The organism is Brevibacillus sp. B_LB10_24 (assembly GCF_046036945.1).
GTDB lineage: Bacteria > Bacillota > Bacilli > Brevibacillales > Brevibacillaceae > Brevibacillus_C.
In genome coordinates, this window is record NZ_JBJQOQ010000012.1 from 56627 (window position 1) to 81672 (window position 25046).

General features: G+C 50.2%; 24 protein-coding genes. 19 read left to right on the forward strand and 5 right to left on the reverse strand.

Translation table 11 applies throughout. The features are described 5' to 3' along the window. Positions 1-60 precede the first annotated feature (60 nt). The 9 genes from araD to ACI7RC_RS13120 all read left to right on the forward strand — a co-directional run bounded on the left by araD (position 61) and on the right by ACI7RC_RS13120 (position 11879). Positions 61-768, forward strand: a complete 708-nt coding sequence (araD, locus tag ACI7RC_RS13080; protein WP_408108687.1) for an L-ribulose-5-phosphate 4-epimerase — start codon at positions 61-63, stop codon at positions 766-768. Beyond that, positions 765-2435 (forward strand): ribulokinase, encoded by a 1671-nt coding sequence (locus tag ACI7RC_RS13085; RefSeq protein WP_408108688.1) that lies wholly within the window; start codon positions 765-767, stop codon positions 2433-2435. Before araD ends, ACI7RC_RS13085 begins: the two co-directional genes overlap by 4 nt. Before the next feature lie 34 nt (positions 2436-2469). Next, the gene (araA, locus tag ACI7RC_RS13090) at positions 2470-3957 is read left to right on the forward strand and encodes an L-arabinose isomerase (protein ID WP_408108689.1); all 1488 of its coding nucleotides are present in this window, start codon (positions 2470-2472) and stop codon (positions 3955-3957) included. Positions 3958-3994: 37 nt separating this feature from the next. Then, positions 3995-5113, forward strand: coding sequence for a GntR family transcriptional regulator (locus ACI7RC_RS13095; RefSeq protein WP_408108690.1), 1119 nt, complete (start codon positions 3995-3997; stop codon positions 5111-5113). Between the two features lie 194 nt (positions 5114-5307). Beyond that, the gene (gene ppsA, locus ACI7RC_RS13100; protein WP_408108691.1) at positions 5308-7920 is read left to right on the forward strand and encodes a phosphoenolpyruvate synthase; all 2613 of its coding nucleotides are present in this window, start codon (positions 5308-5310) and stop codon (positions 7918-7920) included. A 354-nt stretch (positions 7921-8274) separates the two neighbouring features. Next, positions 8275-8997, forward strand: coding sequence for a hypothetical protein (locus tag ACI7RC_RS13105; protein WP_408108692.1), 723 nt, complete (start codon positions 8275-8277; stop codon positions 8995-8997). Between the two features lie 218 nt (positions 8998-9215). After that, complete coding sequence (locus tag ACI7RC_RS13110; protein WP_408108693.1) at positions 9216-10121, forward strand: LysR family transcriptional regulator; 906 nt, start codon at positions 9216-9218, stop codon at positions 10119-10121. Between the two features lie 192 nt (positions 10122-10313). Then, positions 10314-11327, forward strand: a complete 1014-nt coding sequence (locus ACI7RC_RS13115; RefSeq protein WP_408108694.1) for an NAD(P)H-dependent amine dehydrogenase family protein — start codon at positions 10314-10316, stop codon at positions 11325-11327. 99 nt (positions 11328-11426) lie between these two features. Further along, a complete protein-coding gene (locus ACI7RC_RS13120) occupies positions 11427-11879 on the forward strand; it encodes a GNAT family N-acetyltransferase (RefSeq protein WP_408108695.1) in 453 nt (150 codons plus the stop codon). Positions 11880-11988: 109 nt separating this feature from the next. On the opposite strand, the gene ACI7RC_RS13125 is transcribed toward ACI7RC_RS13120, so the two are convergent. Then, positions 11989-12537, reverse strand: coding sequence for a GrpB family protein (locus tag ACI7RC_RS13125; protein ID WP_408108696.1), 549 nt, complete (start codon positions 12535-12537; stop codon positions 11989-11991). 276 nt (positions 12538-12813) lie between these two features. Here ACI7RC_RS13125 and ACI7RC_RS13130 point away from each other — a divergent pair, with 276 nt between their 5' ends. Beyond that, positions 12814-13209, forward strand: a complete 396-nt coding sequence (locus tag ACI7RC_RS13130) for a hypothetical protein (protein WP_408108697.1) — start codon at positions 12814-12816, stop codon at positions 13207-13209. Positions 13210-13257: 48 nt separating this feature from the next. On the opposite strand, the gene ACI7RC_RS13135 is transcribed toward ACI7RC_RS13130, so the two are convergent. Next, complete coding sequence (locus ACI7RC_RS13135) at positions 13258-13686, reverse strand: protease complex subunit PrcB family protein (protein ID WP_408108698.1); 429 nt, start codon at positions 13684-13686, stop codon at positions 13258-13260. Positions 13687-13788: 102 nt separating this feature from the next. On the opposite strand from ACI7RC_RS13135, the gene ACI7RC_RS13140 reads away from it, so the two are divergent. From ACI7RC_RS13140 to ACI7RC_RS13180, 9 genes are all read left to right on the forward strand, one after another. Continuing rightward, positions 13789-15729, forward strand: a complete 1941-nt coding sequence (locus ACI7RC_RS13140; RefSeq protein WP_408108699.1) for a tudor domain-containing protein — start codon at positions 13789-13791, stop codon at positions 15727-15729. A 95-nt stretch (positions 15730-15824) separates the two neighbouring features. Continuing rightward, complete coding sequence (locus ACI7RC_RS13145) at positions 15825-16277, forward strand: YlbF/YmcA family competence regulator (RefSeq protein ID WP_408108700.1); 453 nt, start codon at positions 15825-15827, stop codon at positions 16275-16277. 159 nt (positions 16278-16436) lie between these two features. Beyond that, positions 16437-16772, forward strand: a complete 336-nt coding sequence (locus tag ACI7RC_RS13150; RefSeq protein WP_408108701.1) for a YlbG family protein — start codon at positions 16437-16439, stop codon at positions 16770-16772. Between the two features lie 163 nt (positions 16773-16935). Continuing rightward, a complete protein-coding gene (locus tag ACI7RC_RS13155) occupies positions 16936-17694 on the forward strand; it encodes a LamB/YcsF family protein (protein ID WP_408108702.1) in 759 nt (252 codons plus the stop codon). 61 nt (positions 17695-17755) lie between these two features. Further along, positions 17756-18214 carry a helix-hairpin-helix domain-containing protein gene (locus ACI7RC_RS13160; protein WP_408108703.1) on the forward strand — a complete coding sequence of 153 codons (459 nt, stop codon included), beginning with the start codon at positions 17756-17758 and terminating at the stop codon, positions 18212-18214. An 89-nt stretch (positions 18215-18303) separates the two neighbouring features. Further along, the gene (locus tag ACI7RC_RS13165) at positions 18304-20154 is read left to right on the forward strand and encodes a M1 family aminopeptidase (protein ID WP_408108704.1); all 1851 of its coding nucleotides are present in this window, start codon (positions 18304-18306) and stop codon (positions 20152-20154) included. Between the two features lie 11 nt (positions 20155-20165). Then, complete coding sequence (locus tag ACI7RC_RS13170; RefSeq protein ID WP_408108705.1) at positions 20166-20687, forward strand: shikimate kinase; 522 nt, start codon at positions 20166-20168, stop codon at positions 20685-20687. Between the two features lie 19 nt (positions 20688-20706). After that, complete coding sequence (locus ACI7RC_RS13175) at positions 20707-20868, forward strand: YqzE family protein (RefSeq protein ID WP_408108706.1); 162 nt, start codon at positions 20707-20709, stop codon at positions 20866-20868. 20 nt (positions 20869-20888) lie between these two features. Beyond that, the gene (locus ACI7RC_RS13180) at positions 20889-21146 is read left to right on the forward strand and encodes a YkuS family protein (protein WP_408108707.1); all 258 of its coding nucleotides are present in this window, start codon (positions 20889-20891) and stop codon (positions 21144-21146) included. 26 nt (positions 21147-21172) lie between these two features. Here the strand turns inward: ACI7RC_RS13180 and ACI7RC_RS13185 are convergent, their stop codons facing one another. The 3 genes from ACI7RC_RS13185 to ACI7RC_RS13195 all read right to left on the reverse strand — a co-directional run bounded on the left by ACI7RC_RS13185 (position 21173) and on the right by ACI7RC_RS13195 (position 24981). Further along, positions 21173-22051 (reverse strand): hypothetical protein, encoded by an 879-nt coding sequence (locus ACI7RC_RS13185; protein ID WP_408108708.1) that lies wholly within the window; start codon positions 22049-22051, stop codon positions 21173-21175. A gap of 108 nt (positions 22052-22159) precedes the next feature. Continuing rightward, positions 22160-23257, reverse strand: a complete 1098-nt coding sequence (locus ACI7RC_RS13190; protein ID WP_408108709.1) for a YqhG family protein — start codon at positions 23255-23257, stop codon at positions 22160-22162. 29 nt (positions 23258-23286) lie between these two features. Continuing rightward, positions 23287-24981, reverse strand: coding sequence for a DEAD/DEAH box helicase (locus ACI7RC_RS13195; protein ID WP_408108710.1), 1695 nt, complete (start codon positions 24979-24981; stop codon positions 23287-23289). Positions 24982-25046: the final 65 nt, after the last annotated feature.

Genomic DNA, 25046 nt, shown 5'->3' on the forward strand with positions numbered 1-25046 from the left:
AAATTCATACGTACAATCAAATGGGAAAAATCAAGCTGTTTGGAAAGGTGTTGATGTTCGGTGCTGGAGGATTTGAAAGAGCAGGTTTGGGAGGCGAACCGGCTGCTTCCCAAGTACGGGTTGGTCACTTTTACCTGGGGGAATGTAAGCGGTATCAGCAGAGAAGCCGGACTTCTCGTCATTAAACCAAGCGGGGTATCCTATGATGAATTGAAGCGGGATGACCTCGTTGTGCTCGATTTGGACGGAAACATCGTGGAAGGCCGCTTGCGGCCGTCCTCTGATACGGCTACCCATATCGTCCTGTACAAGAACTTTCCGGATATCGGGGGAATCGTACATACCCATTCTCCCTGGGCGACGTCCTGGGCCCAGGCAGGCAAAGCCATACCCGCATTAGGGACTACCCATGCAGACTACTTTCATGGAACGATTCCCTGTACGCGTCCGCTCAGCAATGAGGAAATTGCCGGCGAGTACGAACTTGAAACGGGAAATCTCATTGTGGAAACATTCCGGAATCTGGATCCGAATGAAATGCCGGGCGTACTCGTACACAACCATGCCCCGTTTAATTGGGGCAAGGATGCTCTGGACGCGGTGCACAATGCTGTCGTCATGGAGGAGTGCGCGAAGATGGCGTATCATTCCTTTCAATTGAATCCAAAGCTGGAGGAGATGAACTCCCGTTTGCTTGAAAAGCATTTTTTTCGAAAACACGGCGCTCATGCATATTACGGCCAGAGAGAACAGGGGGATACACGATGACCAGATATGCCATTGGAATCGACTTTGGGACCCAATCGGGGCGTGCGGTTTTAGTATCGCTTGCCGACGGGAAAGAAATTTCTGATCACGTCACACCCTATCGGCACGGCGTAATCGATACGGTCTTGCCCGGTTCTGCCGCTGAATTGGGACATGAGTGGGCCCTGCAGCATCCCTCAGACTACCTCGAGGTGATCAAACATTCGGTGCCGGCCGTGCTGCGTCAAGCGGGAATCGATCCGAACCTGGTCATCGGGATTGGCATTGACTTTACGGCGTGTACGATCCTGCCGGTTGATGAGAGCTTGCAGCCCCTCTGCCTTCGCGATGAGTACAAGGATCATCCCCACAGTTATGTAAAGCTTTGGAAACATCATGCGGCACAGCACAAAGCAAATAAAATTAATGAGACGGCCAAACGAAGAGGCGAGGCCTTTTTGCCGCGGTACGGCGGGAAAATCTCGTCTGAATGGATGATCGCAAAAGTCTGGCAGGTGCTGGATGAGGCTCCTGACATCTATGATCGAACCGATCAGTTTGTGGAAGCGGCGGATTGGGTCGTCTCGCAGTTGACGGGAAAGCTGCTCCGAAACAGCTGTACGGCGGGTTATAAGGCGATCTGGCACAAACAAGACGGATATCCCGGCAAGGAGTTCTTTCGCGCTCTCGACCCGCGGCTGGAAAACCTGACCGCGACCAAGCTGCGCGGGGAAGTCGTCCCGCTTGGAACCAAGGCGGGCGGGCTGACGAAAGAAATGGCGCAGCTGACGGGATTGCCGGAAGGAATTGCCGTCGCCGTGGGCAATGTAGACGCCCATGCCGCCGTCCCGGCGGTGGGTGTCGTCCAACCGGGGAAAATGGTCATGGTGATGGGCACCTCCATTTGTCACATGCTGCTGGGCACGGCAGAAAAAAAAGTAGAAGGAATGTGCGGCGTGGTAGAGGATGGAATTATTCCCGGATATTACGGCTACGAAGCCGGACAGTCGGCTGTAGGTGATATTTTTGAGTGGTATGTGGAAGAGGCGGTGCCCGCCTATGTGCAGCAAGCAGCGCAGGAGCAGGGCCTTGAGATCCATCCTTATCTGGAACAGAGGGCTTCTGCATACAGACCGGGAGAAAGCGGCCTGCTCGCCCTTGACTGGTGGAACGGAAATCGTTCTGTCCTGGTCGATACGGAGCTTGGCGGCCTCTTGCTGGGGATGACCCTGCAAACCAAGCCGGAAGAGATATACCGCGCCCTATTGGAGGCCACCGCATTCGGGACGAGAACGATCGTGGAGGCTTTTCAGAAAAACGGTATCGAAGTAGATGAATTGTATGCGTGCGGAGGACTCCCCCAGAAAAATCAACTGTTATTGCAAATATATGCAGATGTTACCAATCTTCCGATCAAGGTGGCTGCGTCCAAGCACACGCCTGCGCTCGGAGCTGCGATGTTTGCTGCCGTTGCGGCTGGCAAAGAAGCAGGTGGTTACGATACAATCATAGAAGCCGCAGGCTATATGGCCAGGGTCAAAGCAGAAGTGATCCTGCCCATTCCTGAACATGCCGCGATTTATGATAAACTATACGAAGAGTATAAACGGCTGCATGATTATTTTGGCCGCGGTGACAACGATGTGATGAAAAGACTGAAATCGCTTCGGACCTTTGCCGGTGGATAAATAGGAAAATTGCGAATCGAACAGGGGGGGTTTCATGCTGCAAACAGGGCCGCATCAATTTTGGTTTGTGACCGGAAGTCAGCATTTGTACGGAGAAGACGCCTTGGCGGAAGTGAATGCCAATGCGAGAACGATTGTCGATGCGTTGAACCGCATGGGACAGCTTCCGCATGAGATCGTCTGCAAAGGCGTCGCAACGACAGCGGACGACATCCGCAAACTCATGCTGGAAGCCAATGCCGACGACGCGTGCGCAGGCCTGATCACCTGGATGCATACCTTTTCCCCTGGGAAAATGTGGATTTCCGGTTTGTTATCCCTGCAAAAACCGCTGCTCCACCTCCATACGCAGTTTCATCGAGATATCCCTTGGGAAACGATCGATATGGATTTTATGAACCTCAACCAATCCGCTCACGGTGACCGCGAGTACGGCTATACGGTCACGCGGGTAAAAATACCGCGAAAAGTCATTGCAGGCTACTGGCAGCATGATCAGGTCCAGCAGAGAATCGGAGAGTGGATGAAGACGGCGGTGGCCGTGGTCGAAAGCAGGAAGATTCGCGTGGCCCGGTTTGGCGACAATATGAGAAATGTCGCCGTTACCGAAGGGGACAAGGTCGAAGCGAATATCACCTTTGGCTGGACGGTGGACTACTACGGCATCGGCGATTTGGCAGAGAAGATGAAGGACATCACGGAAGAACAAATGGAACAGCTCTTCGCGGAATACCGGGAGTTGTACGATATGGAGCCGGAATGTCTCACGCCTGGCCCGCTGCAGGAATCCGTCAAGGAACAAGCGCGTATGGAATTGGCGCTAAAGGCCTTTTTACAAGAGGGAAGCTACACGGCGTTTACGACGAATTTTGAGGACCTGCATGGAATGAAGCAGCTGCCGGGTCTTGCCGCCCAGCGGCTGATGGCCGAAGGGTACGGCTTTGCCGGTGAAGGAGACTGGAGAACGGCTGCCTTGACTCGTCTGGTAAAGATACTTACAGATAATCAAAATACCTCCTTCATGGAGGATTATACCTATCATTTCGAACCGGGCAATGAAATGATCCTCGGTTCACACATGCTTGAGATCTGTCCAACCGTTTCAGCCACAAAGCCCAAGCTGATCGTGCGGCCTCTTGGCATTGGCGGAAAGGAAGCTCCGGCCAGACTTGTATTCGACGGCAAGGCTGGAGATGGAATCGTCGCGTCGCTTGTCGAGCTGGGGGGACGTTTTCGGCTTGTGATCAACGAGGTACAAGCCGTTCAGCCAACTGCCGCCACTCCCAAACTGCCGGTTGCCAAGGTGCTCTGGAAGCCGCTTCCTTCCTTGACGGCGGCGGCGGAAGCGTGGATCTATGCAGGCGGTGCCCATCATACGGTTTTTTCTCTGTCAGTAACGAAAGACCAATTGTATGATTTTGCTGATATGATGAACATTGAATGCGTAATCATCGACCAACATACGATTCTTTATCGGCTCAGATATGAACTAAAAATGAACGAAGGTATTTGGAGATCATAAAAGCGAAACATATATTCTATTTACGAGGTGTGGTTTTGTGGCTGAAACGAAGTACAGTATGGTCAAAGGATGGATTCGGTCGAAAATATTGGACGGAACGTACGCGCCAAACCAAAAGATCAGTTCCGAAAGCGATTTAATGAAACAGTTCGACGTCAGCCGCCATACCGTCCGAATTGCCATCGGTGAACTGGTGAGCGAGGGCTGGCTGTACACGGAGCAGGGAGCGGGCACATTTGTTGCGGACCGTTCGGCTATTCTTCCGGATACCCCTGCCTATCAGCAAAAGAAGATCGCCATCATAACGACATATATCTCCGATTATATTTTTCCATCGATCATCCGGGGCGCCGAAGCGGAAATCAGCCAGGAAGGCTACCAGGTCAGCCTGTTCAGTACGAATAACGATCACGAACAGGAAAAACGCATCCTGGAAACGATCCTTTCGCAGCCGTTCAGCGGTGCGATTATCGAAGCGACCAAAAGCGCATCGGCCAATCCGAACATCAACTACTATTTGAATTTGGAAGCATTGGGAATTCCCTACGTGATGATTAATGCTTATTATGATGAGCTCGAACCTGTAAGTGTAGTGGTTGACGATGAAAAAGGCGGTTTTTTGCAAACAGAGCATCTCATCAAATTGGGCCATCGCCATATCGCCGGTTTTTTCAAGACGGATGACATGCAGGGCGTCAAGAGAATGAAGGGCTTTATCAAAGCCCATCGGGTCTACGGCATCCCCATCAATCCCAAGAACATCGTCACCTATCACACCGACAAAAAATCCTCGAAACCGGCCGAGGTGTTAAAAATGATGCTGGAGTCCTCGCAGGAGAAGCTGACAGGCCTCGTTTGCTATAACGATGAATTGGTGATGAAGCTGCTGGATGTGCTCAGGCAAAAAGAAATGAATGTCCCCGAGGACATATCCATCGTCGGTTTCGATAATTCATTTTTGGCAGAGGTATCCGAAGTGAAACTGACGACCATCGAACATCCGAAAAGCGAGCTGGGGAAAGTCGCCGCAAAGACGGTGCTGGAGATGATCGGCAGGGGCAGGGGCTGCAAGCAGGGAACTCCTGTCGAGTCGGTCGTGTTTGAGCCGGAAGTGGTGTTGAGGAACTCTACGAAGAGCCTAGGGGTGATGGCATGAAATCAAAAAAGAACCTGGAAAGTTTTACCAGGTTCTTTTTATATTGCACATAAACAGACATGATGATATAATCACATCACGACTGTTTCAAATTATTAAGTCATAAGTATTGCATCTTACACTTTTATTGTATCATGCCGGTGAACTCTTGTCAAATGTTTTTTCTCAATTTAAGGGTTAGGAGAGGATATTGAATGAGTTCTTTGATTCTCGGTTTTCAGGAAATGGAAAAGTCGCAGCTTTTGCTCGTTGGCGGAAAAGGGTTACATTTAGGGGAATTATCAAAAATTGAAGGCATACAAGTGCCAGAAGGATTTTGTGTTACAACAGTGGGATATCAAAAAGCCATCGAACAAAACGAAACGTACCATGCTTTGTTGGATCGACTAACCATGCTAAAAGTAGAAGATCGAGATCAAATCAGTGAAATCAGCAGGAAGATTCGACAAATCATTATGGATGTAGAAATTCCTTCCGATGTGGAGTCCGCAGTTACTCACTATCTCTCCCGGTTTGGTGAGGAACATGCTTATGCCGTGCGTTCTAGTGCGACTGCTGAAGATTTGCCGCATGCCTCTTTTGCCGGTCAACAAGACACCTATTTAAATATCATCGGCGTCGATGCCATCTTGCAGCATATCAGCAAATGTTGGGCTTCCCTGTTTACGGATCGCGCGGTAATCTACCGGATGCAAAATGGATTTGACCACAGTCACGTTTATATATCCGTTATCGTGCAAAGGATGGTTTTCCCACAGGCTTCAGGGATTTTATTTACCGCTGATCCGATTACCTCCAACCGGAAGCTGCTATCAATCGATGCCGGTTTTGGACTTGGAGAAGCACTGGTCTCTGGCTTGGTATCTGCCGATTGTTATAAAGTTCGCGATGGGGAAATCGTCGATAAGAGGATAGCAACCAAAAAATTGGCGATCTTTGGACGAAAAGAAGGCGGAACGAAGACACAGCAGATCGATCCTGATCAGCAAAAGACTCAAACCCTTACTGAAGAACAAATTTTACAACTGGCACGCATCGGAAGACAGATCGAAGCTTATTTTGGCTGTCCGCAAGATATCGAATGGTGTTTGGCTGATGATACATTTTATATTGTTCAGAGTCGGCCCATCACGACTTTATACCCGATCCCTGAAGCAAATGATCAGGAAAATCACGTTTACGTCTCTGTCGGTCACCAACAAATGATGACTGACCCCATGAAACCACTGGGATTGTCTTTTTTCCTGTTAACGACTCCTGCACCCATGCGCATAGCTGGTGGAAGGTTGTTTGTTGATGTTACAAATCATCTGGCTTCACCTGTCAGCAGAGAAATTTTATTAAATACCCTGGGGAAATCGGATCCGCTCATAAAAGACGCACTGTTGACCATCATAGAGCGAGGAGATTTTATAAAATCGTTGCCAAATGATAAAAAAGAACAGAGTCCAAGTAAAAAGAAAGATATGTCGTTCCCGGATTTGCAAGCACAAGTCGAAAATGATCCGACAATCGTTTCTGATTTGATTAAGCGTAGTCAAACATCGATAGAAGAGTTAAAACAAAACATCCAAACGAAATCAGGATCAGATGTATTTGATTTTATTCGAGAAGATATCCAAGAATTAAAGAAGATTTTATTTGCCCCGCAAAGTTCGGGAGTGATTATGACTGCTATGAATGCTTCATCATGGATCAATGAAAAAATGATGGAGTGGTTGGGTGAAAAAAACGCAGCAGACACCCTTTCTCAATCTGTACCAAACAATATTACTTCGGAAATGGGTCTGGCGCTATTGGATGTCGCAGATGTGATTCGTCCTTATCCGGAAGTGATTGATTATTTACAGCATGTAAAAGATGATAACTTTTTGGATGAACTGATTACGTTTGATGGTGGACAGGAAGCCCAAGACGCTATCTATGCTTATCTCAACAAATACGGAATGAGATGTGCCGGAGAAATCGATATTACTAGAACTCGCTGGAGTGAAAAACCAATTACACTTGTCTCCACGATTCTGGGTAACATCAAAAACTTTGAGCCTAATGCCGGAAAGCGGAAATTTGAGCAAGGGCGACAGGAAGCTTTGAAAAAAGAACAAGAGTTATTAGATCGATTGAAGCAATTGCCGGATGGCGAACAAAAAGCGAAAGAAACAAAGAGTATGATCGACCTCATCCGGAATTTCAGCGGGTATCGGGAATATCCAAAATACGGCATGGTGAATCGCTACTTCGTTTATAAGCAGGCTTTACTGAAAGAAGCCGAACAACTCGTACAAGTGGGTGTTATTCATGAAAAAGAAGACATTTACTATCTCACTTTTGAAGAACTTCACGAAGTCGTACGCACAAAGAAACTGGATTACCAGATCATCAGCAAACGAAAAGACGAGTACAAATTCTATGAAAAACTAACTCCGCCACGTGTTATCACGTCTGATGGTGAAATCATTGCAGGAGAGTATAAACGAGAAAATCTCCCAGCCGACGCGATTGTAGGTCTGCCTGTTTCTTCCGGAGTGATCGAGGGGCGAGCACGTGTCATCTTAAACATGGAAGATGCAAATCTGGAAGCTGGAGATATATTAGTCACCTCCTTTACAGACCCTAGCTGGACACCCTTGTTTGTATCCATAAAAGGTCTCGTCACCGAAGTTGGTGGACTAATGACCCATGGCGCAGTTATCGCACGTGAATATGGCTTGCCAGCAGTTGTTGGGGTGGAAAATGCTACCAAATTGATAAGAGATGGGCAACGAATTCGCGTGAATGGAACAGAAGGTTATATCGAAATATTGTAATGGCTGAACGATCGAGTACGATACAATAAGAGAGGAAGCAGTCTATATGCAATCCGTTTAGACTGCTTCATTTTTTCCATACGAAATGCCTCGCTAAGTCGTACCAATTTGCTTTCTTGGTAGTATTCCCGCTCAAATTTACGTACAAGGGCTAAAAGCGTAGCTGTCACCAGCCGCAAAGTATGGAGAAATCTGGTGAATATTAAATATTTGCTTGCGAAGTACAATTTTTCGATACATACCGTCAAATAAGACAGATGAATCTTTAATCACTGAGACAGTAATTGTCTCCCTTTATCATTTCACTAAGGCTGTCGGCCGTATCAGTTCCAGTTTCATAGTAAGGAGGATCTTATGAAATATTCAGCCCTTTTTCTGGCTATCATGTCATGGCTCTCGATTAGCTCGACTTTATCTGATCGATCCACCCAAATCCAATATAACGACACCCATTCCGAGATGGTTTCTTTGCATACTACTGATAAGTCTTCGGATAAAGAACATACAGAAACAATGGGGGGACATATACGATACTCCATTGCACTGCATGATTCATCCGGCCAAACTTATACGGTCCGTATCTACTCCGAAAACGAAAGCATGTATGTGGAACAAAACGATTGGTCTGGAGCATCTGAGGGTGACAGGATTTACAGGGGAAAATATCGGATCAACCTGGTTAAAGCCGGTCAGGAACAGTTGGAGGGCCAGCCACTAATGCTCTTTGATGATGAAGAAATGGAGTTTCATTCTTCCAGGAACATGGTCTATAAAGTGGAATCAGGGTACCCAGGCCAACCAGACCTCTTGGTTGTCACCCAGCACGGCGGATCAAATGGTGTTTTTGCCAGGTTCTTCTACATCAGAGACGAGGAATTGCGGCCGGTTGCAATCAAGTGGCAGGAGCGAACGAATTTCGAGTTGTTTATGCAGGAAATCGAAAACCCGGCTTACATGGTGTTTCAAACGAAAGCTTATGTTAATGCGGAGGGGAATTGGTACACCCGTCGGTGGACTTTAGACATAAAGACAGATTCGTTTTTATTAATTGATACGAAGGTAAAGACGAACGGGTGATATATCTTGGAGAATACAAAAATGGAATGTAAAGTGGTCGAGGAACGAATCAAACAAACAAAAGTCCGGCAAGTCCAGCTCGAACAAACCATTATCGATCATGTGCCTCATGAAGTGGGTTTTCCAGCAAGATTCAACTGGACTCTGGCGCCGCGTGTATTTTTGTGACACATTGTATATCGAAGATACTAAATAAATTCGATGAGGCTGGTACAATAATGAACTACAATTATTTATCCTTACGTTATTTTATTGAAGTGGCAACATACCTAAATTTCAGTCATGCTGCACAAAAACTTCATATATCCCAACCCGGTCTGAGCCAACAAATCAACGCGCTTGAAAAAGAACTTGGCGTTAAGCTTTTCCACCGATCGACGCGTATGGTATCTTTAACTCCTGAAGGAGAGTACCTTTTTAAAAATCTATCGCCCGCCCTCGAAATTATAGAGAGAACAATTACTGAGCTCAAAGAAGAGGGCGCCGTCCCGAAAACGACAATTCGCATCGCTACCGTTCCTTCCGCAGCAAGCAATAAGGTGCCCTTCCTCATTCAAAAATTAAAGGAAGAGCACCCCATGATCGAATTTTATATTAAAGAAACCACTTCTGTTCATGCGATTGAGCTCGTGCAGAAAAACGAGTATCACCTAGCATTTATTCGTACACCAATCGACCTAAAGCATACGATACAAAAACCTTTGGATTGGATGGAGTTTACCAAACATCCGCTTCAAGCGGCGTTATCCTGCGACCATCCATACGCCGACCAGGATGAGATCGATCTCCTTGAATTAAAGAACGAGACTTTTTTACATTATGACGCAAAACATTCACCGTCTCTCTATTTTTTACTAGAGCACGCATGCTTGACTGCGGGTTTCATTCCGAAAACGATTGGTTCCGGTCCGGAGATTCTTACCATAGCAAACCTGATCTCGAATGGCATAGGGATTACTTTGCTTCCCCAAGACATGCTTGAGTTGCTGCAATCCTATCGAATCAAAGCCATTTCCTTAAAAAATCTCTCTCTTCTTAGTTCCATATCAGTCGTCTGGAATTCTGCAAATGTTCCTGTTATTGTAGAAGATGCTATCCGTATATTAGATGAAATGATGAAATAAACCAATCATACCTATACCTTTCGCCTATCAAAAATTTCACGTAAACGTATCGCATCTTTCCATAAGGAAGGATGCGTTTTTACTTCAATTTTATAATCATAGATTATATATATATCATTTTTTCGTATTTTAGCTTTCTACAAGGCGATGTTACATTGGGTCTGACACTTATCCAAGGAGGAGTACAAACTCATGAGCAACTCAAAAATGAATGTGATATCGTACGGTCTAGGCCCCATCGGCATCAAGATGCTGCAAGGTATTCTTCAGTCTGATTCGATCGAACTGATTGGCGCCGTGGATATCGATCCGCAAAAGCTTGGTAAAGACGCTGGAGAATTAGCTGGCGCTCAATGCATTGGCGTGAATGTAGTTCGAACCTTGGAAGAAATCGACACTTCGTCAATTGATGGACCTAAGATAGCTCTTCACGCAACGGGGTCTAATCTGGAACAGGTGTGGCCTCAACTGAAACAACTGCTCGATCACGGATATTCCGTTGTATCCACTTGTGAACAACTGTCTTTTCCTTGGCATCGCTATCCCGAATTATCTTCTGAAATTGACCAATATGCCCGTGATAAACAGCAATTTGTAATTGGTACTGGAGTAAACCCAGGATATATCATGGATACGCTAACATTATTCGCAACTTCAGTGACGCAAACATTGTCAAAAATTACAGTCTACAGAAAAGTTGATGTCTCCAAACGCCGCATTCCACTGCAAAAAAAAGTGGGAATCGGGATGACAAAAGAAGCTTTCAACGACCTGGCTCAAAATGATCGTATTGGCCATGTCGGTCTTGAAGAGTCGCTCCGTCTTATCGCACATGGGCTAAATTTGACTCTTATCGAGGTACAAAACAGCATTGAGCCAATAATCTCTGACAAAGACACAACGTTAGCGCTTGGGCCGCTGTGTAAAAATGAAGTAAGCGGGCTTCATCAAGTCTCTCGTGGTTCGACGGCGAGAGGAATCAGTATCGAATTGGATCTAATCATGTCAGTAGATATCACGCAGGAGGATCGGATCGTTCTGGAAACGAGAGATATGGGAACCGTGGAATTCGTGGTACCAAATGGGATATTTGGAGATACCGCTACAGTTAACATCGTAACGAATACCGCTAAAACTCTTCAATTTACTGATAAAACAGGACTACTAACCATGGCCGACATCCCACTTACCAGGAGCGTTCAATAATAGCCTTTGTAAATGTAACAATCGTTTTCCTCCTTCAGGGAAAGGATTGTCTTCGTATTATATGAGAGATCTATAAAAAAGAAAGGGGAATAGATGTAAATGGAGTTTAGAATGGCGACGAAAAGAGATGTAAAAGAAATTGTGCGCTTATTAGCAGATGATGAACTGGGGTCCAAACGGGAGAAATATGAAGACCCTTTACCAGAGGCTTATTATAATGCCTTCTCGGCAATTGAAGATCAAAGTGGTAATCAAATCTTATTAGTTATGGAAGATGAAATCGTGATAGGTTGCTTACAGTTAACAATTATCCCTGGACTAGCCAGGCTAGGGATGAAACGGGCGCAAATTGAGGGAGTGCGTGTTGATAAAAATTACAGAGGTCAAAAGGTTGGAGAAGCTTTATTTCGTGAAGCAATTGCAATAGCAAAATCCGAAGGTTGCGGTCTTGTACAGTTAACTACTGATAAAGACCGTAAAGATGCCCACCGTTTTTATGAAAAATTAGGCTTTACCTCCAGCCATGAAGGCATGAAGTTAATTCTAAATTAATATAAATCATCTATTCCACAATCGGTTTGTTATAATAATGATACGACGGCAGCCGGCAAGTTAATCGGCTGCCTTTTCTCATCTGAGGGCAGGATCGTGATGATAACAACTATTCCCATACTTTTTGAAGAGGGAGTCCCCGTTCAGCTCGAGCCAGATCGACAACATGCTGTATAAAGGCAGTTTTTGCCTTTGTATAGCCCTCATTGTCGGAGTGATATTGTTCAGCCAACGCGCGTTTCAGTTCGCCGTATTCCTTTATTAAATGAGGATGGTGACAGAGGTAGTCTCGAAATAGCAATTCATTTCTTTCATGGAATCCCTCGATCGACATGATATGCAAATGATGTGTACGCAGACCTGCGAATTCTTTTACAAAAAAATGCCGCTCGGTCATGCCGGTTTCAACATAGCGGTAACCCGAGTGACCAAGCAAGTCCGCATAGACCTGTTCATGAAGCAATTTTTGAACACCGGCGAACATATCGATGATTGGTTTTGCCTCTTGGTTGGGGATGGAGGTGCTTCCAATATGTTCAATTGCAACGATGTGAGGGTTCAGGATCTCAAGCAGCCGGTTTTTCTCTTTTTCAAATTCCAGAGACCACTTGGAGCTGTAAGGAACTACTTTGACTATATGATGATTCTGCGCAGACATCTGATTCATCCTCCCTTTCCTTTTCGGGCGCCTGATTGCAGAGCGTATTCTATCATTTGATTTTTTGTTCTGTCAATCTTTTCCTTTCATGAAAATATAGTTGTAGGACAGGCAACCTTGTTACGAAGAAATACTTACAAGGACCGATGAAGAAGCCAAACATGATTTTCATCAGACACCAGGGCTGGCTTTATTCATAACCGATTGCAGAATCTAAAAGAAATATTTGGGCACCCTATGTGTAAGAATGCACATGGAAAGGGGGCCCTTTTAAACATGAATGGCAAAAAGCTGATGCGGCAAGCAATGCTCGGGTTGATCCTCGCCGGTACGGCTGTCTCCGCGGTTCCGTTAGACGCCGCAGGCCTGATTCTGGAAGAGCAGGGGCCAACGCTCGCCGTCAAGCACTCGCTGAAGGGAAACAGCTTGCACCTCAAGCTGGAGGTGTCGCGCTTTACCTTCTCGCTCGACAACATGGGCAAAGAAAACAAAGCGGGAGAAGGGCACGCCGTACTCTATCTGGACGGCAAAAAAACAGCGAAAATTTTTGACAAGGAATATGTACTTGACGAGATCCCGCCGGGAAAACATCAGGTCGTGATCGAACTGGCGCACAACAATCATGAATCATACGGAGTGAAGCAGGCGTTTCAGATCAGCGTAAAACCGTAACCAACGAAAAAAGCAGAGGACAAAGCACCTCTGCTTTTCACGGTTGTATTAAGACGAAAAGACGACTTTGGCCTGGGCGTCCGCTTTCGGCAGCGAGACGACCAGCGTCGGGTAGGTCAGGACTTGCGTTTTCATGCTGCCAGGGGCGGGCTTAGACTCGTGGACGTGGACCTGCCAGGTTCCATCGGCAGACTGCTCTACTTTGTCCACTTGCAGGCTGTACCCGCCGGTTGGGCGTTGTCCCAACCCGATGACGACGTAGGTTTGCTGATCAGCGTGAACCACTTGGTAACCGCCGGCCTCTTTCACCTGCTTGTAGACAGGCTGCAAAGCGTCGGAATAGGGGGGCTGAACGACTTGGTAGCTTCCCGCAGTTTGCCCTTGAGAGTGCTGGGGCTGATTGGTTTCAGACATGACGGATGCTCCTCCGAATACCGCCAATGAGGCGGCGAGTATCATTGAAAGATATATATTCATTCCATTACCTCCTCGTGATTAAGGTCGTTTAGCAGCCTGCCCTTGGCAAAAACGGCCGGGACATGTAAGATCATGACATGATGCGTAATGCGAGGTGTCCCAATGAACCTTTCGACATGCTTGTCCATGCTATCTGATTCGACGCAGCAGGCGATTGTCGAGGAACAAAATCGACGCTTGCAGGAGAACAGCAAGGCTGCGCTGGCAGAACGTCTGACAGACGAGTGCTATCTGACGCGCTTATGGCAGGCATTGCACGATGTCGAACGCGACGTCGTAAGACTGTTTCTCCTCGAAGCGGCCAAAGGCTTCTTGACTAAACGACAATGGGAAAGCCTGTCACATGCAAGACACGCCAGGTTGTCTGTTGGCTTGACTCGGCTGCGCAGGCTGGGGATCGTTCTAACGGTTCGAAAGCTGTGGAGCGAGGTGGGCTACTTTGTTCCCGAAGAGATTCGCCGCACCTTTCTCCCCTTGCTCGATCAGCAAGGAAAGACGGAACTACACTGCAACAATCACATTCAAACGCTCTCCTATTATACTACAGGAGGGCGGGGAATACATCTGGATTTGTTTGCCTGCCTGCAGCTGGTACGCGACCAACAGCCCGCGCTGACCAAGCGGAGGACGATTCATCAACGCTTTATCCAAAAATTGTCAATCCAGGTATCGCTCAGTGATGAGCACGTGGGTACCATGGCCGACCGACTCGGCGGCGACGGACGCAAGCAGCCGTATCCTGTCGCGATTGCGGTCCTGCTCGATATGGCCTTCCGCTTGCAGCTGCTGAGCGCAGATGAAAAGCAGATCGGGTTGAACCAAGCCAAGGTGGACGAGTGGCTGGGGCTGTCTGCAGCGGAGCGGCTTATGGACATTTACCGGCTGGCGGAACGCTACTACCTCCCGCATCAGCCTTGGCTGGAAGCCTGTTCGTTTGAAATGAAGCGCTGCCGGGATAGCGGCTGGCGATCGGTTTCGCAACTGCTGCAGCGCCTGCGTACACTGGGATTTCGGCTGCCGGATGACGCGGATGCTCTGCTGAAAGCCGCCTGGCTGCACCCGTTGCTGGGCTTTGGCTTTGTACAGTTAGGCCTGGATCAGGACCAGGAGCTGTTTTGGCGGTGGAATCCGCTGCTCGCCGAAGGGAGCGAATCGTCTTTGTGGTATGTAGAGCCGACCGGAGTAGTCATCGCCGCGCCGACTGTTCCGCTGCGTGATTTGTGGGAGCTCGGCCGATTGGGCGACTTTTCGTTTGAAGGCGAGATGGTGCAATGTACATTGCAGCCGGCAAAGGTTCAATCCTATATCGGAGGCGGAGGGGCGGAAAGGCAGATTCTCTCTTTTCTGCAGTCGGCCTGTCCCTATCCGTTGCCCGATGCGATTTTGCAGCAGGTGAAAAATTGGGCAAGGGATGCGAGACAAATTCAAATGGAACGCTGCATCCGGGTGCGGACAGCCCATGCCGGAATTCTGCAGGAACTGCGAGAGCTGCAAAGCATGCAGCCATTCCTTGGCGAGATCATCTCCGAGACTGATTTCCTGATTGATGAACGACAGGAAGAGAAGCTGCTCATTATGCTGCGCCAGTGCGGGTATGAGCCGCAAGCAGGCCTCATCCGCGGTTTCCGGCCGTTGGAAGCAGGGGAGGGCCGCCCAACATCAGCCCGGCCTGACGCCGATGACACCCAAAACGGGCTTTTGGCGATCGCGCTGCCGTGGGACGGATATCAGGTGGAAAACGTCTTTCCCGACCCGTCGGACGGAGCGCCGCAGTTGTCCCGATTGCCGCGAATCTGGACGCAGCATTACCAATCCTACCATCCGCAGACACTTCGGGACTTGTTGAAGCGGGCGGAGGAACTGCAGCTGACAGTCCGCGTTCAATTGGCGGCAGGCACGGAACAGGAGGGGGTTCCGGTCAAGGTGGACATCCAGCTGGGCTATTGGCATGTCACCCTGGATACAGGAGCAGGCAAAAGCAGGCTCCGGCTTGATGACATTCAGCGGGTGCGCATGCTGCTGCCGGACTACGTTCAACATTGAGCAGGCAAACACTTCCTTTTTGCGCGGGAAACTGTTACAAATCCATGGTTTCGTGTTAAAATAGGATGTGCATCATATCACAAGGGGGGTCGCACATGATCCAGACGATTGAGCCGCTTGACATGGCGGAGATGCTCAGCCAAAGTTACGCGCTGGCCGACATGATCAACAGTTCATGTGAAGTCTCCGCATACCTCCAGGCCAAACAGGCCATGGAGCAAGATGAGGAAGCACAGCGCCTGCTGCATCTGTTTGAACGCAAGAAGGTGCAGTTTGAAGAAGTGCAGCGATTCGGGAAGTACCATCCCGATTTTCATAAAGTTTCCGCAGAGTTGCGGCAGTTGAAGCGTTCGCTGGAAATGCTTGACTCCGTCCAGAATTTTAAACGGGCGGAAAACAAGCTGGACGAGATGCTGTACAGTGTTGGCCGGTTGATCGCCGACGCCGTCTCGCCAGAGATTAAGGTACCGAGCAACAATCCCATTCTGGAGGCTAAGGCAAGCGGCTGCGGCAGCGGCGGAAGCTGCGGGTGCAGCACACGGGCGTAACGGCATTTTGGTCTGGCTCGTCCCTGCGGGACAGCTGCCAGACCATTTTACCGGAAGCAGAACACAGCGATGGCCGGTTCGTTTTCGCCGGCCGCGCTCCTGCCGTTTTAGGCGGCGCGCCATGCATGTGACCAGATGAGGAAGGGGTTCAATGAGAAAATGAGGGAAAGACGACTGGGATTGGCCGTCTGGGTAAAGCACCCGCGTGCGGCTAAAAATTTGCGGAAATTTGGAACCATTCACTATATCTCCAAGCGCTTAAACTACGTGGCGATGTACGTCGATGCCAACTCGCTGGATGAGACGATCAAAACGATGGAACGCCTGCACTTTGTCACCAGGGTGGAGCGTTCGCATCGGCATGAAATCCCAACGGTTTACAACAATGCAAAACCGGATCGGGCAAAAGAGTTCGATTACGAGCTGGAGAAGACACAGCTGATGGCTTTAACCGAGACGCTTCTGACTGAGACCAGCGGAAGCCTGGGCAAGTAAATCTGTTGTCTTTCGACGATCACTGGCTGCCTGTCCGGGCAGCTTTTTGTTCCCCCTCTGCGTTTTTCTTCCAGATTTGGCCAATCTGTGATATCCTAAGGGAACACAAAGATCAAGGATGAATGCGTTTACATAGAATGTCAAAAATGCGGAGGGTGAATAGATGAGACTTGATATTAACTGTGATATGGGAGAAGGATTTGGCCGTTATCGGCTGAAGGAAGACTTGGGCATTCTCAAGTGGATTACCTCGGCAAATATCGCCTGTGGCTTTCACTCCGGCGATCCACACGTCATCTGTACACTGGTGGAAGCGGCTTTGCGGAACAATGTGATGGTCGGCGCCCATCCGGGTTATCCCGACGTACAGGGGTTTGGCCGGCGCTCGATGGCTTTGTCGGCGCGGGAAGTGTACGAGCTGGTGCTGTACCAGGTGGCCGCACTTGACGGGATTACCCGGGGGCTGGGCGGGAAGCTCCATCACGTCAAGCTGCACGGGGCTCTGTACAACGAAGCGGCGGAGCGGCCGGAGCTGGCCGAAGCGGTCGTTCGTGCAGTCACGGATATCAACGAAGAACTTGTCCTCTATGCTCTGTCCGGCAGCTCGCTGGTCCATGTAGGCTTGGAGTACGGACTTGCTGTCGCGGAGGAAGTGTTTGCTGACAGGGCGTACCTGCCGACAGGGAGGCTGGCTCCTCGCGAATTGGAAGGAAGCGTCTTGATCAGCAAGGAAGAGCAGCTGGCTCAGACCAGCCAGCTGGTGTTGGAACAAAAAGTTCGCACGGTTGACGGCAGTACGATTGAGCTGGTCGCCGATACGCTCTGCGTTCACATTGAAAGTCCTGACACGCTGCTGTTTTTAAAAGAGCTGCACCGCTGGGCCAAGGAGCACGGTGTCAGCGTGGAGCCTATTTCAAGTTGATCGATCGAGGTGACTCCGATTTCTTCCGAGTCACCTCTACCCTTTCTAGGTGGGATGAAGTTTGGACAAAGACAAAAGCCCCAAGCTGCCGCTGACACAAGCGGAACGCGCTGCTCTGAGAACGTGCAAACTAAAATTGCGGGAGATCCATAAACAAGATCTGCATGATCTCATGCGGATTATGGATGTCTCGGAGGAACGGGCAAGGTATGTAAAAGCGATGGCAGCTTTTCAGCAAATTCCTTCCATCGGATATGAGTTGGCCTGCAACCTGACACGGGATTTGGGTCTGTACTCGATAGAGGAGGCTGTAAAAACAAGCGGGCCAGAGCTGTTTGACCGCCTCGAGCAGAATCTGGGGGTGCGGATTGACCCTTGTGTAGAAGATCAATTTCGCTGCGTGATTCACCACGCCAATCATCCCGGCAGCGACAAGCAGTGGTTTGACTTTACCGCCGAACGAAAGCAGTACCGTCAGACGCATGGCTATCCCAAGTCGCGTCCCGCTCCTGTCAAATAAGCGGAACAACAAAATGCAGTTTGTACCGGAAATCTTTGCTACAATGAAGAGAGTATTTCGAGAGATATAGAGATGTACGGGAGATTTGCATGAAACCGATTCAACGGACGAGCTTATTGCTATGCCTTACCATTTTCGTGGTCTTCGCCGCTGCTGCCATCGTGTTCAAGTGGCCTGTCATCGCCGCCTGGCTGGACAGCCAAAAGCCGCGTCAGACAGCCGGTTACACAGGGGCGGATCCCTTTGGCTACAACCCGCCGCTTCCCTCATTGGTAAAAGAACTGCATCCGGTCTACCAGATCAAGGCGGAGCTGAACCCGGATGAGAGCGAGATTACCGGCAGCATGACGCTGCAATTTGACAATCCGAAGACGGCCGAGATTTTCTTGTACATATACGACTATACCTGGAGTCCGATCACGATCACTTCGTTGCAGGTGGGGGACAAGCCTGCGGTCTTTCAGCGGCGCGGAGCCATTGTGACTCTGAAGCCTCCGAAGGAAGAGGCGTCTGGCAGGCTGACGCTGCAGATCGCCTTTCGGTCAAAGGTGCCGCGCGGATGCACCCGGTTTGGCATGAGGGAGAATATCTGGACGCTGACCAACTGGTATCCGATGCTCGGCTCCCTCAATCAGCAAAACCAGTGGTACGAACCGCCAAAACCGGTCGGCTACGGCGATCCGTTTTTTTACCAGTACGCCGATTATGACGTATCGTTTGTGTCGCCGGGGGCCTATCGCTGGGTGTCCTCCTGGGGCAGAGGAGAGGGGAAACCGGTGTCGGACGGCAAGCAGGAGGTGCGTTATACTGCCCGCCGCGTGCTCAATTTTGCGCTGGTTGGCAGTCCGAACTACCAGATCGAAAGCGTGCAGGTCAGCCCGAAATTGACGGTTGACATTGCATCTGCCGACCCGGTCCGCCTGAAGCAGATAAAAGAGATTGCCGGCACGGCATTTTCGGCCTACAGTGAGCAGTTTGGCGAGCTTGCCTACCCGCACGCGGCGGTCGCGGAGACGGGAGGATGCACAGTGTACGCGATGGAGTACGCAAACATGGCGATATTCTCCCGTGACTTGTTTGCCCAAAAGCGGGTGGACCACTGGCTGCCGCACGAAATCGCCCATCTGTGGTGGTACAACAGCGTGGCGACGCTCAAGCCGATTCACAGCTGGCTGGATGAAGGGCTTGTAGAGGCAAGCGTGTATTTTTACCTGAAAAAGCGCCATGGTCAGGCCGCCGCCGACCAGCTGCTGACGGAATACGCTCTCGAGACGTCCAAGCTGTCCCAGCATTATCCCGACGGATCGCTGGCGAAGCATTTGGTCCAGTTCAGCAGCTACAACGAGTTTGACTGGACCTGGTATTCCAAAGGGGCGATGCTGTACCACCGCCTGCGCCAACAGATCGGCGACAAGCAATTTAGCCAGTTCCTCAAGCGAGTCCAGCGCAATTACCAGGGAAAAGTCATCGGCCCGGCCCACCTCGACCAAGCCCTCAGCCAGACGTTGAACGGGGAGGCACAGTACTTCGTGCCGAATGCGGCGCAGCCAAATCGCAACCCGTTTCTGCCGCTGCAGGTAGAGCGCTACGTCGGTACGGTGATCAACGACATGATTTTTTATCCGGCCACACCGGCGCGGGAGCACGGCAAGACCGTGTACCTGCCGCTTGCCGAGATCATGAAAAAGGTTGGATTTGAGATGTCCGCCGGCCCGCATCCGGGAGAATTGCTGCTGAAGGCAGACGGAAGGGAATTGCGGCTGAGCGAAAATTCACCGGATGTAACCTGGGATAAACAAACATATCAGCTTTCCGCAAAGACATTGAAGGCGAATGGGCAGCTAATGGTCCCGCTTGACTTTTTTGAAAAAGTCATGAAGTACCGGGTTCGTTACGATGCCGATGCAAAGACTGTGCGGATAGACGTTGTAAAGAACTGAGGCGTTGAAGTATGGACAACATTATTTTCATCGGATTTACCGGGACGGGTAAATCGACAGTGGGAAAAGCACTGGCGCAGGCTCTGGGTCGACGCCATGTCGACTTGGATGAGGCCATCGTAGAGGCGGATGGCAGAACCATCCCCGACATCTTCCGTGACGAAGGAGAACCCTTCTTTCGCCAGCTTGAATCGGACGTGCTCGCCCGGCTGCTGCAGCAAAACGGGCTGGTGATCTCTACCGGTGGCGGGGCCGTGCTCAGTATGGAGAACGTAAAGCGAATGATGGAATCCGGCCTGGTCGTCAATGTACGGGCGGCAGAAGAGGAAATTGTCCGGCGGCTGTCCGGACATTCGGATCGGCCGCTATTGGTCGGCGATGTACAGGGACGGGTGCAAAAATTGCTGAAGGAACGGGCGGGGCGATACGACTTTGCCCCGCTGCAGATTGAGACGACGGGGCGGGATGTCAGTTCCATCGTCGAAGAAATTATTGAGAAAATGACTGAAATGGCGGATTCCCGGAAAGACTAACATCAAGGAGGAATCTGCGATGTCATTCCAAGAGTACCTAAAGTATCTGACGAAAAGGCTTGTCGAATACCTGGATACCCCGGCGGTAGAGCGCAAACGGCGAAAAGAGCCGCGGGAGGCGTGGTCAACTCGCTGGTTTGGCGCAATTCCTATGTCTATCAGGCTTCTCAGACGCAAATAACCAAGGAAAGGGTGTCCGCATTGCCGAGAATTGCAGTAGAACAATCGCTTAGCCACATTGCGGAAATGCTGCGGAGCAACGGTTACGATGTCGTTGATTTAGGGAACAGCCAGCAAATGGTTGACGCCGTGGTCATCACAGGGCTGGATGAAAACATCATGGGCGTAGAAAACAAAACGTTTGCCGGTGCTCCTGTAATCAGTGCGGAGGGATTGACGGCGGAGGAAGTTTTTCACGAAGTGCATGAACGCTGCTCTCCTACCGACCATCAATACTAGGGTAGAAACAAAGGTGTCTCGAACGATCACGAGACACCTTTTTGCTGTTCAGGAGGGATGATGATTTTCCCCACCCGGTTTACGTAGGAATAGGGCAGAAATCTCAGTCCTTCATCCCAGACGCCGATGTAGGCAAGCCGGTCGCTCCAGACGTGAATTGTTCCAACAGAATACGGAGCCATCACCTCATCGTGAAACAAGGAGGCGGAGACGACGACCGGGTGCGAAGGAGCGTCGCCAGCTTGCATCAATTTCATCCAGGGCTTGTCCCCTTCGCCCTCCGTTCTGAGCGGTCCGGCCCCGATCCAGCTAATGTCGTCAAATGGATCTGTTTCGTTCTCTTCCAAGGTCGTCGATGCCGTCAACTGCTGCCCCGGATTAATCACTTCTTGTAAAGAAAGCGTGTTGACGACAGAGGGATCCGGGGTTAGAGCAGCAGGATACCTTTCTCCCGTCTTGGCATTCACATATAAGTCGCCTCCATGCTGAGCAACCCGCCAATAGGAGGAAAACCCGTCGTAAACCGGCTCGGCCGCTATATTTTGAGGGGCAAATGCATCATCGAACAGGATAAATTCGCCAAGTCCGTATTCGAGCAAGACAAATTTGGCCAGGTTGCCTTTGCTCTCGGGTGCTTCCGCCACCACCAGGTATCCCACGTTCTTTCCTTTTGCCGACAGCGTAATCAGCCATTGGTGGCTGCCCGGGCCGAGAGCTTGAACGGTCGGCTTTGCATCCTGCCACGTTTTAAACTGTTTGTCTTTGGCCGCCAGGTCTGAAATCCAGTGCTGAACCTGCTGCTGAAACTGTTGGCTCCAATCCTGTTCCATCGCAGGTACGTGAATGGAGGGCAGCATCATCAGCAGCAGAACAAACAAGAGTATAGACGGTAGTTTTGCATTCAATGGACAAACACCATCCCTTAACAAAGGTTACATTTTTATTGTAACCACTTTCAGAAAAAAGATTTGTTGCTTATTGTCAAGGGCAGACCGTTTTTTCTCGTTGATCTTTTACATATTTTGCGGTTCCGCAGCAAACGAGGGGGTGCTGTGCAGGTAAAACAGGCCGGCGTTGACCAGGGTCACTTCGATCCTCGGTTCGTACTGCCACTTCAGTTCGGCAATCCGCCGCTCACGCTCTTCCTGCGGCGTACTCTTACGCCACTCCGTCTGCTCGATCTGTTCTTTTGGTGTGACAGGAATGCCATTCATCCGCAAAAAGTCCAAGATTCTGCCGCCTGTCGACTGGTGCTGCTCCCATGAAACGGGTTCCTCTGAGGGAGGATAAGGAGGGGGCGGCGGCAGTTCTTCTCCTGCTTCAGCAGTACCCGTCGCTCCAGGATCGTCCTCTGCCGAATCCGCAGTCTCTTGGGACGAACCCTCGCTGGCCGTCTCTTTGGAGGAACTCTCTCTGTCTGTCAGCTGCGTGTAGTACGCCTCCAAGATCTCCAGTTCCTGTGCCAACCGCTCCCGGGCCAATTCTGCCCAGCGATGATCCTCCCGCCCGATCGTTTCGTCGACAGCCTGTTTGACCAATTCAACCGCCTGCTCCAGCGTCATCCGCTGGTCCAGCGTGTAGAAGTAGTCGGGGATGGTAGGGGAGAGCGCCAGCTTTCTCACCGACGGATAAAAGTCAAAAATGACCTTGGGTTGATGGAGATTGACGCCAAGGTAGAGAAGCAAGTCTTTCTTTTTGTCGCAGATGAACGAAATTTTCACATTCACGCCGAACCAGGGGACAAGCGGCATTGAACGCCGCTTGGCGCTGCTTTGGTGAACGGTCGGGGCAAGCTCATACATGCAGACAAACCTGCCGTGTTTTTGGGCAGAGCGAAAAATTTGCTGCAGCCGGCCTGCGCCCAGGTGAAGCAGTTCGGCCCGGACACCTTCCGGCATCCGGTCCGGATCAAACGCAAACGTGAGGACCATCGGCTGGGGAGGCATGTTCATCTTTTCGATCCACGACCAGTAAAAAGGCCGGTTGCCGATATCCTTGTCGATTGCTTCCGGCAGTTTGACCGTCAGATAGTCAGGGTGCGATTCACAGATATGGGAAGAAAAGGCTGCCAAATAGGTTTCGATAAATCTGCGCATCTGCTGCTGTTCCACGGAAGGCCCCTCCTTTGCGGTATCTGGGGTTATGAGAGTTTCTTGGCTTTGTCTGCCAGGGCGCTCTGCCGTATGGAATTGATTGCTTGGCCAATGTTGTCCAACTTTAACGCCATCTCTTTTTCTGACCCTGATTCCATGATGATATCGATAATGTTTTGCTCCAGGGAGGAGAGCAAGCCGAGCCGGTCGACGATTTCATCCAGTTCTCCGATCACCATCTCGAACAAGTCGATCTTTTCATAGAGCAGATGGAGGATGTGCTCCTCGATCGTTCCGGTGGTGGACAGGTTGTAAATGTGGACGTCACGCTTCTGGCCCAACCGGTGCACACGGCCGATTCGCTGCTCGATTCGCATCGGATTCCACGGCAGGTCGTAGTTGATCACCTGATTGCAAAACTGCAGGTTGATTCCCTCGCCGCCCGCTTCGGTAGCGACCAGCACCTGTGCGCGATTCTGGAACAGCTCGGTCATCCAGTCCTTCTTGCTGCGCTTGAAGCCGCCGCGGAAAGGAACCGAGGTGATGCCGTGCTCGCCGAGGTATTTTTGCAGGTAGTTTTGGGTCGCGCGGTACTCGGTGAAAATGATCACCTTGTCGTCTATCTGCTTTAGCAGCTCGACGGTTTTGGCTGCCTTGGAGTGGGTTTCGATCCGCTTGATCATCTCTACCAGTTCGAGGATCGCTGCCTGTTCCTTCGACCCTTCTGCCGTCCGCTGATGCATGTTGTACAGGGTCATAAACGCCGCCTCCCGGCTGGAGCAGACTTCCCGCTGCAGCGTGATCAGAGCAAGGGCGTTGATCCCGCCGATGTCGGCACGGTAGGTTTGGCGGACAAAATCAGTGACGCCTTGGTACAGCGCCCACTCCTCATTCGACAACTCAATCGGGATCGACTTCACCTGCCGTTCGGTAAATTCGATCCCGCCGTCGCTGCGCCGGTTGCGGATCATCACCTTGCCGATTTCCGTCTTCAACTGTTCATTGTTCTTTGCCTGCCGCTTCCCTTCCACATAATTCGTGGCAAATTCGTGAGAGGGACCCAGATGTCCCGGACGGAGCAGATTGATCAAGTTGTACAGCTCGTCCATTTCGTTCTGGATCGGGGTTGCCGTCAGCAGCAAACAGTATTTTTTCTTGATCTCTTTGGCAAATTGATAGTTGCGGGTGCGCTTGTTTTTTAATTTGTGGGCCTCATCGATCACCAGCATGTCGTACTCGATGTCAAGTACGTGACGGCGGTGCGGGTCGCGTTTGGCCGTGTCGATCGAACCGACCACCACGTCGTACTGGCGCCACATGTACTCTTTTTTCTGGGCGACGGCCGGGATGCCAAACTTTTGGTTCAATTCCTTCGTCCATTGAATGACGAGCGATGCCGGGACGAGGATGAGGATTTTTTTGGCCAATCCCCTCACCATGTATTCCTTCATGATCAGCCCGGCTTCAATCGTTTTGCCTAGCCCGACCTCATCGGCGAGAATGGCCCGGCCGCGCATTTCGTTCAGCACTTTTTCCGCCGTGCTGATCTGGTGGGGGTAGGGCTTCACATGGGGCAAGTATTTCAATGCTTGAAGCCGGTCAAATTCTTTGACCGCCAAGGCTTCTTCGGCTTCAAGAGCAAGTTGGAACAGTTCCCATTTGTGCCACGGACCGTCATTTTGCATCAGATCTTGCAAGGCGGGCAGCCAGGTGCGATCGAATGCGATGGGAATATTCGTCATTGTGATGACTCCTTTTGCTTCTGGCTTTTGATCATGAGTTTATCGCGGTTAAAACCAAACGTTTT

Excerpts from the sequence above, each read along its gene's own strand:
- ACI7RC_RS13085 (WP_408108688.1), top strand. The coding sequence starts at position 765 with ATGACCAGATATGCCATTGGAATCGACTTTGGGACCCAATCGGGGCGT.
- araA (WP_408108689.1), top strand. The coding sequence starts at position 2,470 with ATGCTGCAAACAGGGCCGCATCAATTTTGGTTTGTGACCGGAAGTCAG.
- ppsA (WP_408108691.1), top strand. The coding sequence starts at position 5,308 with ATGAGTTCTTTGATTCTCGGTTTTCAGGAAATGGAAAAGTCGCAGCTT.
- ACI7RC_RS13105 (WP_408108692.1), top strand. The coding sequence starts at position 8,275 with ATGAAATATTCAGCCCTTTTTCTGGCTATCATGTCATGGCTCTCGATT.
- ACI7RC_RS13110 (WP_408108693.1), top strand. The coding sequence starts at position 9,216 with ATGAACTACAATTATTTATCCTTACGTTATTTTATTGAAGTGGCAACA.
- ACI7RC_RS13115 (WP_408108694.1), top strand. The coding sequence starts at position 10,314 with ATGAGCAACTCAAAAATGAATGTGATATCGTACGGTCTAGGCCCCATC.
- ACI7RC_RS13120 (WP_408108695.1), top strand. The coding sequence starts at position 11,427 with ATGGAGTTTAGAATGGCGACGAAAAGAGATGTAAAAGAAATTGTGCGC.
- ACI7RC_RS13125 (WP_408108696.1), bottom strand. The coding sequence starts at position 12,537 with ATGTCTGCGCAGAATCATCATATAGTCAAAGTAGTTCCTTACAGCTCC.
- ACI7RC_RS13130 (WP_408108697.1), top strand. The coding sequence starts at position 12,814 with ATGAATGGCAAAAAGCTGATGCGGCAAGCAATGCTCGGGTTGATCCTC.
- ACI7RC_RS13135 (WP_408108698.1), bottom strand. The coding sequence starts at position 13,686 with ATGAATATATATCTTTCAATGATACTCGCCGCCTCATTGGCGGTATTC.
- ACI7RC_RS13140 (WP_408108699.1), top strand. The coding sequence starts at position 13,789 with ATGAACCTTTCGACATGCTTGTCCATGCTATCTGATTCGACGCAGCAG.
- ACI7RC_RS13145 (WP_408108700.1), top strand. The coding sequence starts at position 15,825 with ATGATCCAGACGATTGAGCCGCTTGACATGGCGGAGATGCTCAGCCAA.
- ACI7RC_RS13150 (WP_408108701.1), top strand. The coding sequence starts at position 16,437 with ATGAGGGAAAGACGACTGGGATTGGCCGTCTGGGTAAAGCACCCGCGT.
- ACI7RC_RS13155 (WP_408108702.1), top strand. The coding sequence starts at position 16,936 with ATGAGACTTGATATTAACTGTGATATGGGAGAAGGATTTGGCCGTTAT.
- ACI7RC_RS13165 (WP_408108704.1), top strand. The coding sequence starts at position 18,304 with ATGAAACCGATTCAACGGACGAGCTTATTGCTATGCCTTACCATTTTC.
- ACI7RC_RS13170 (WP_408108705.1), top strand. The coding sequence starts at position 20,166 with ATGGACAACATTATTTTCATCGGATTTACCGGGACGGGTAAATCGACA.
- ACI7RC_RS13175 (WP_408108706.1), top strand. The coding sequence starts at position 20,707 with ATGTCATTCCAAGAGTACCTAAAGTATCTGACGAAAAGGCTTGTCGAA.
- ACI7RC_RS13195 (WP_408108710.1), bottom strand. The coding sequence starts at position 24,981 with ATGACGAATATTCCCATCGCATTCGATCGCACCTGGCTGCCCGCCTTG.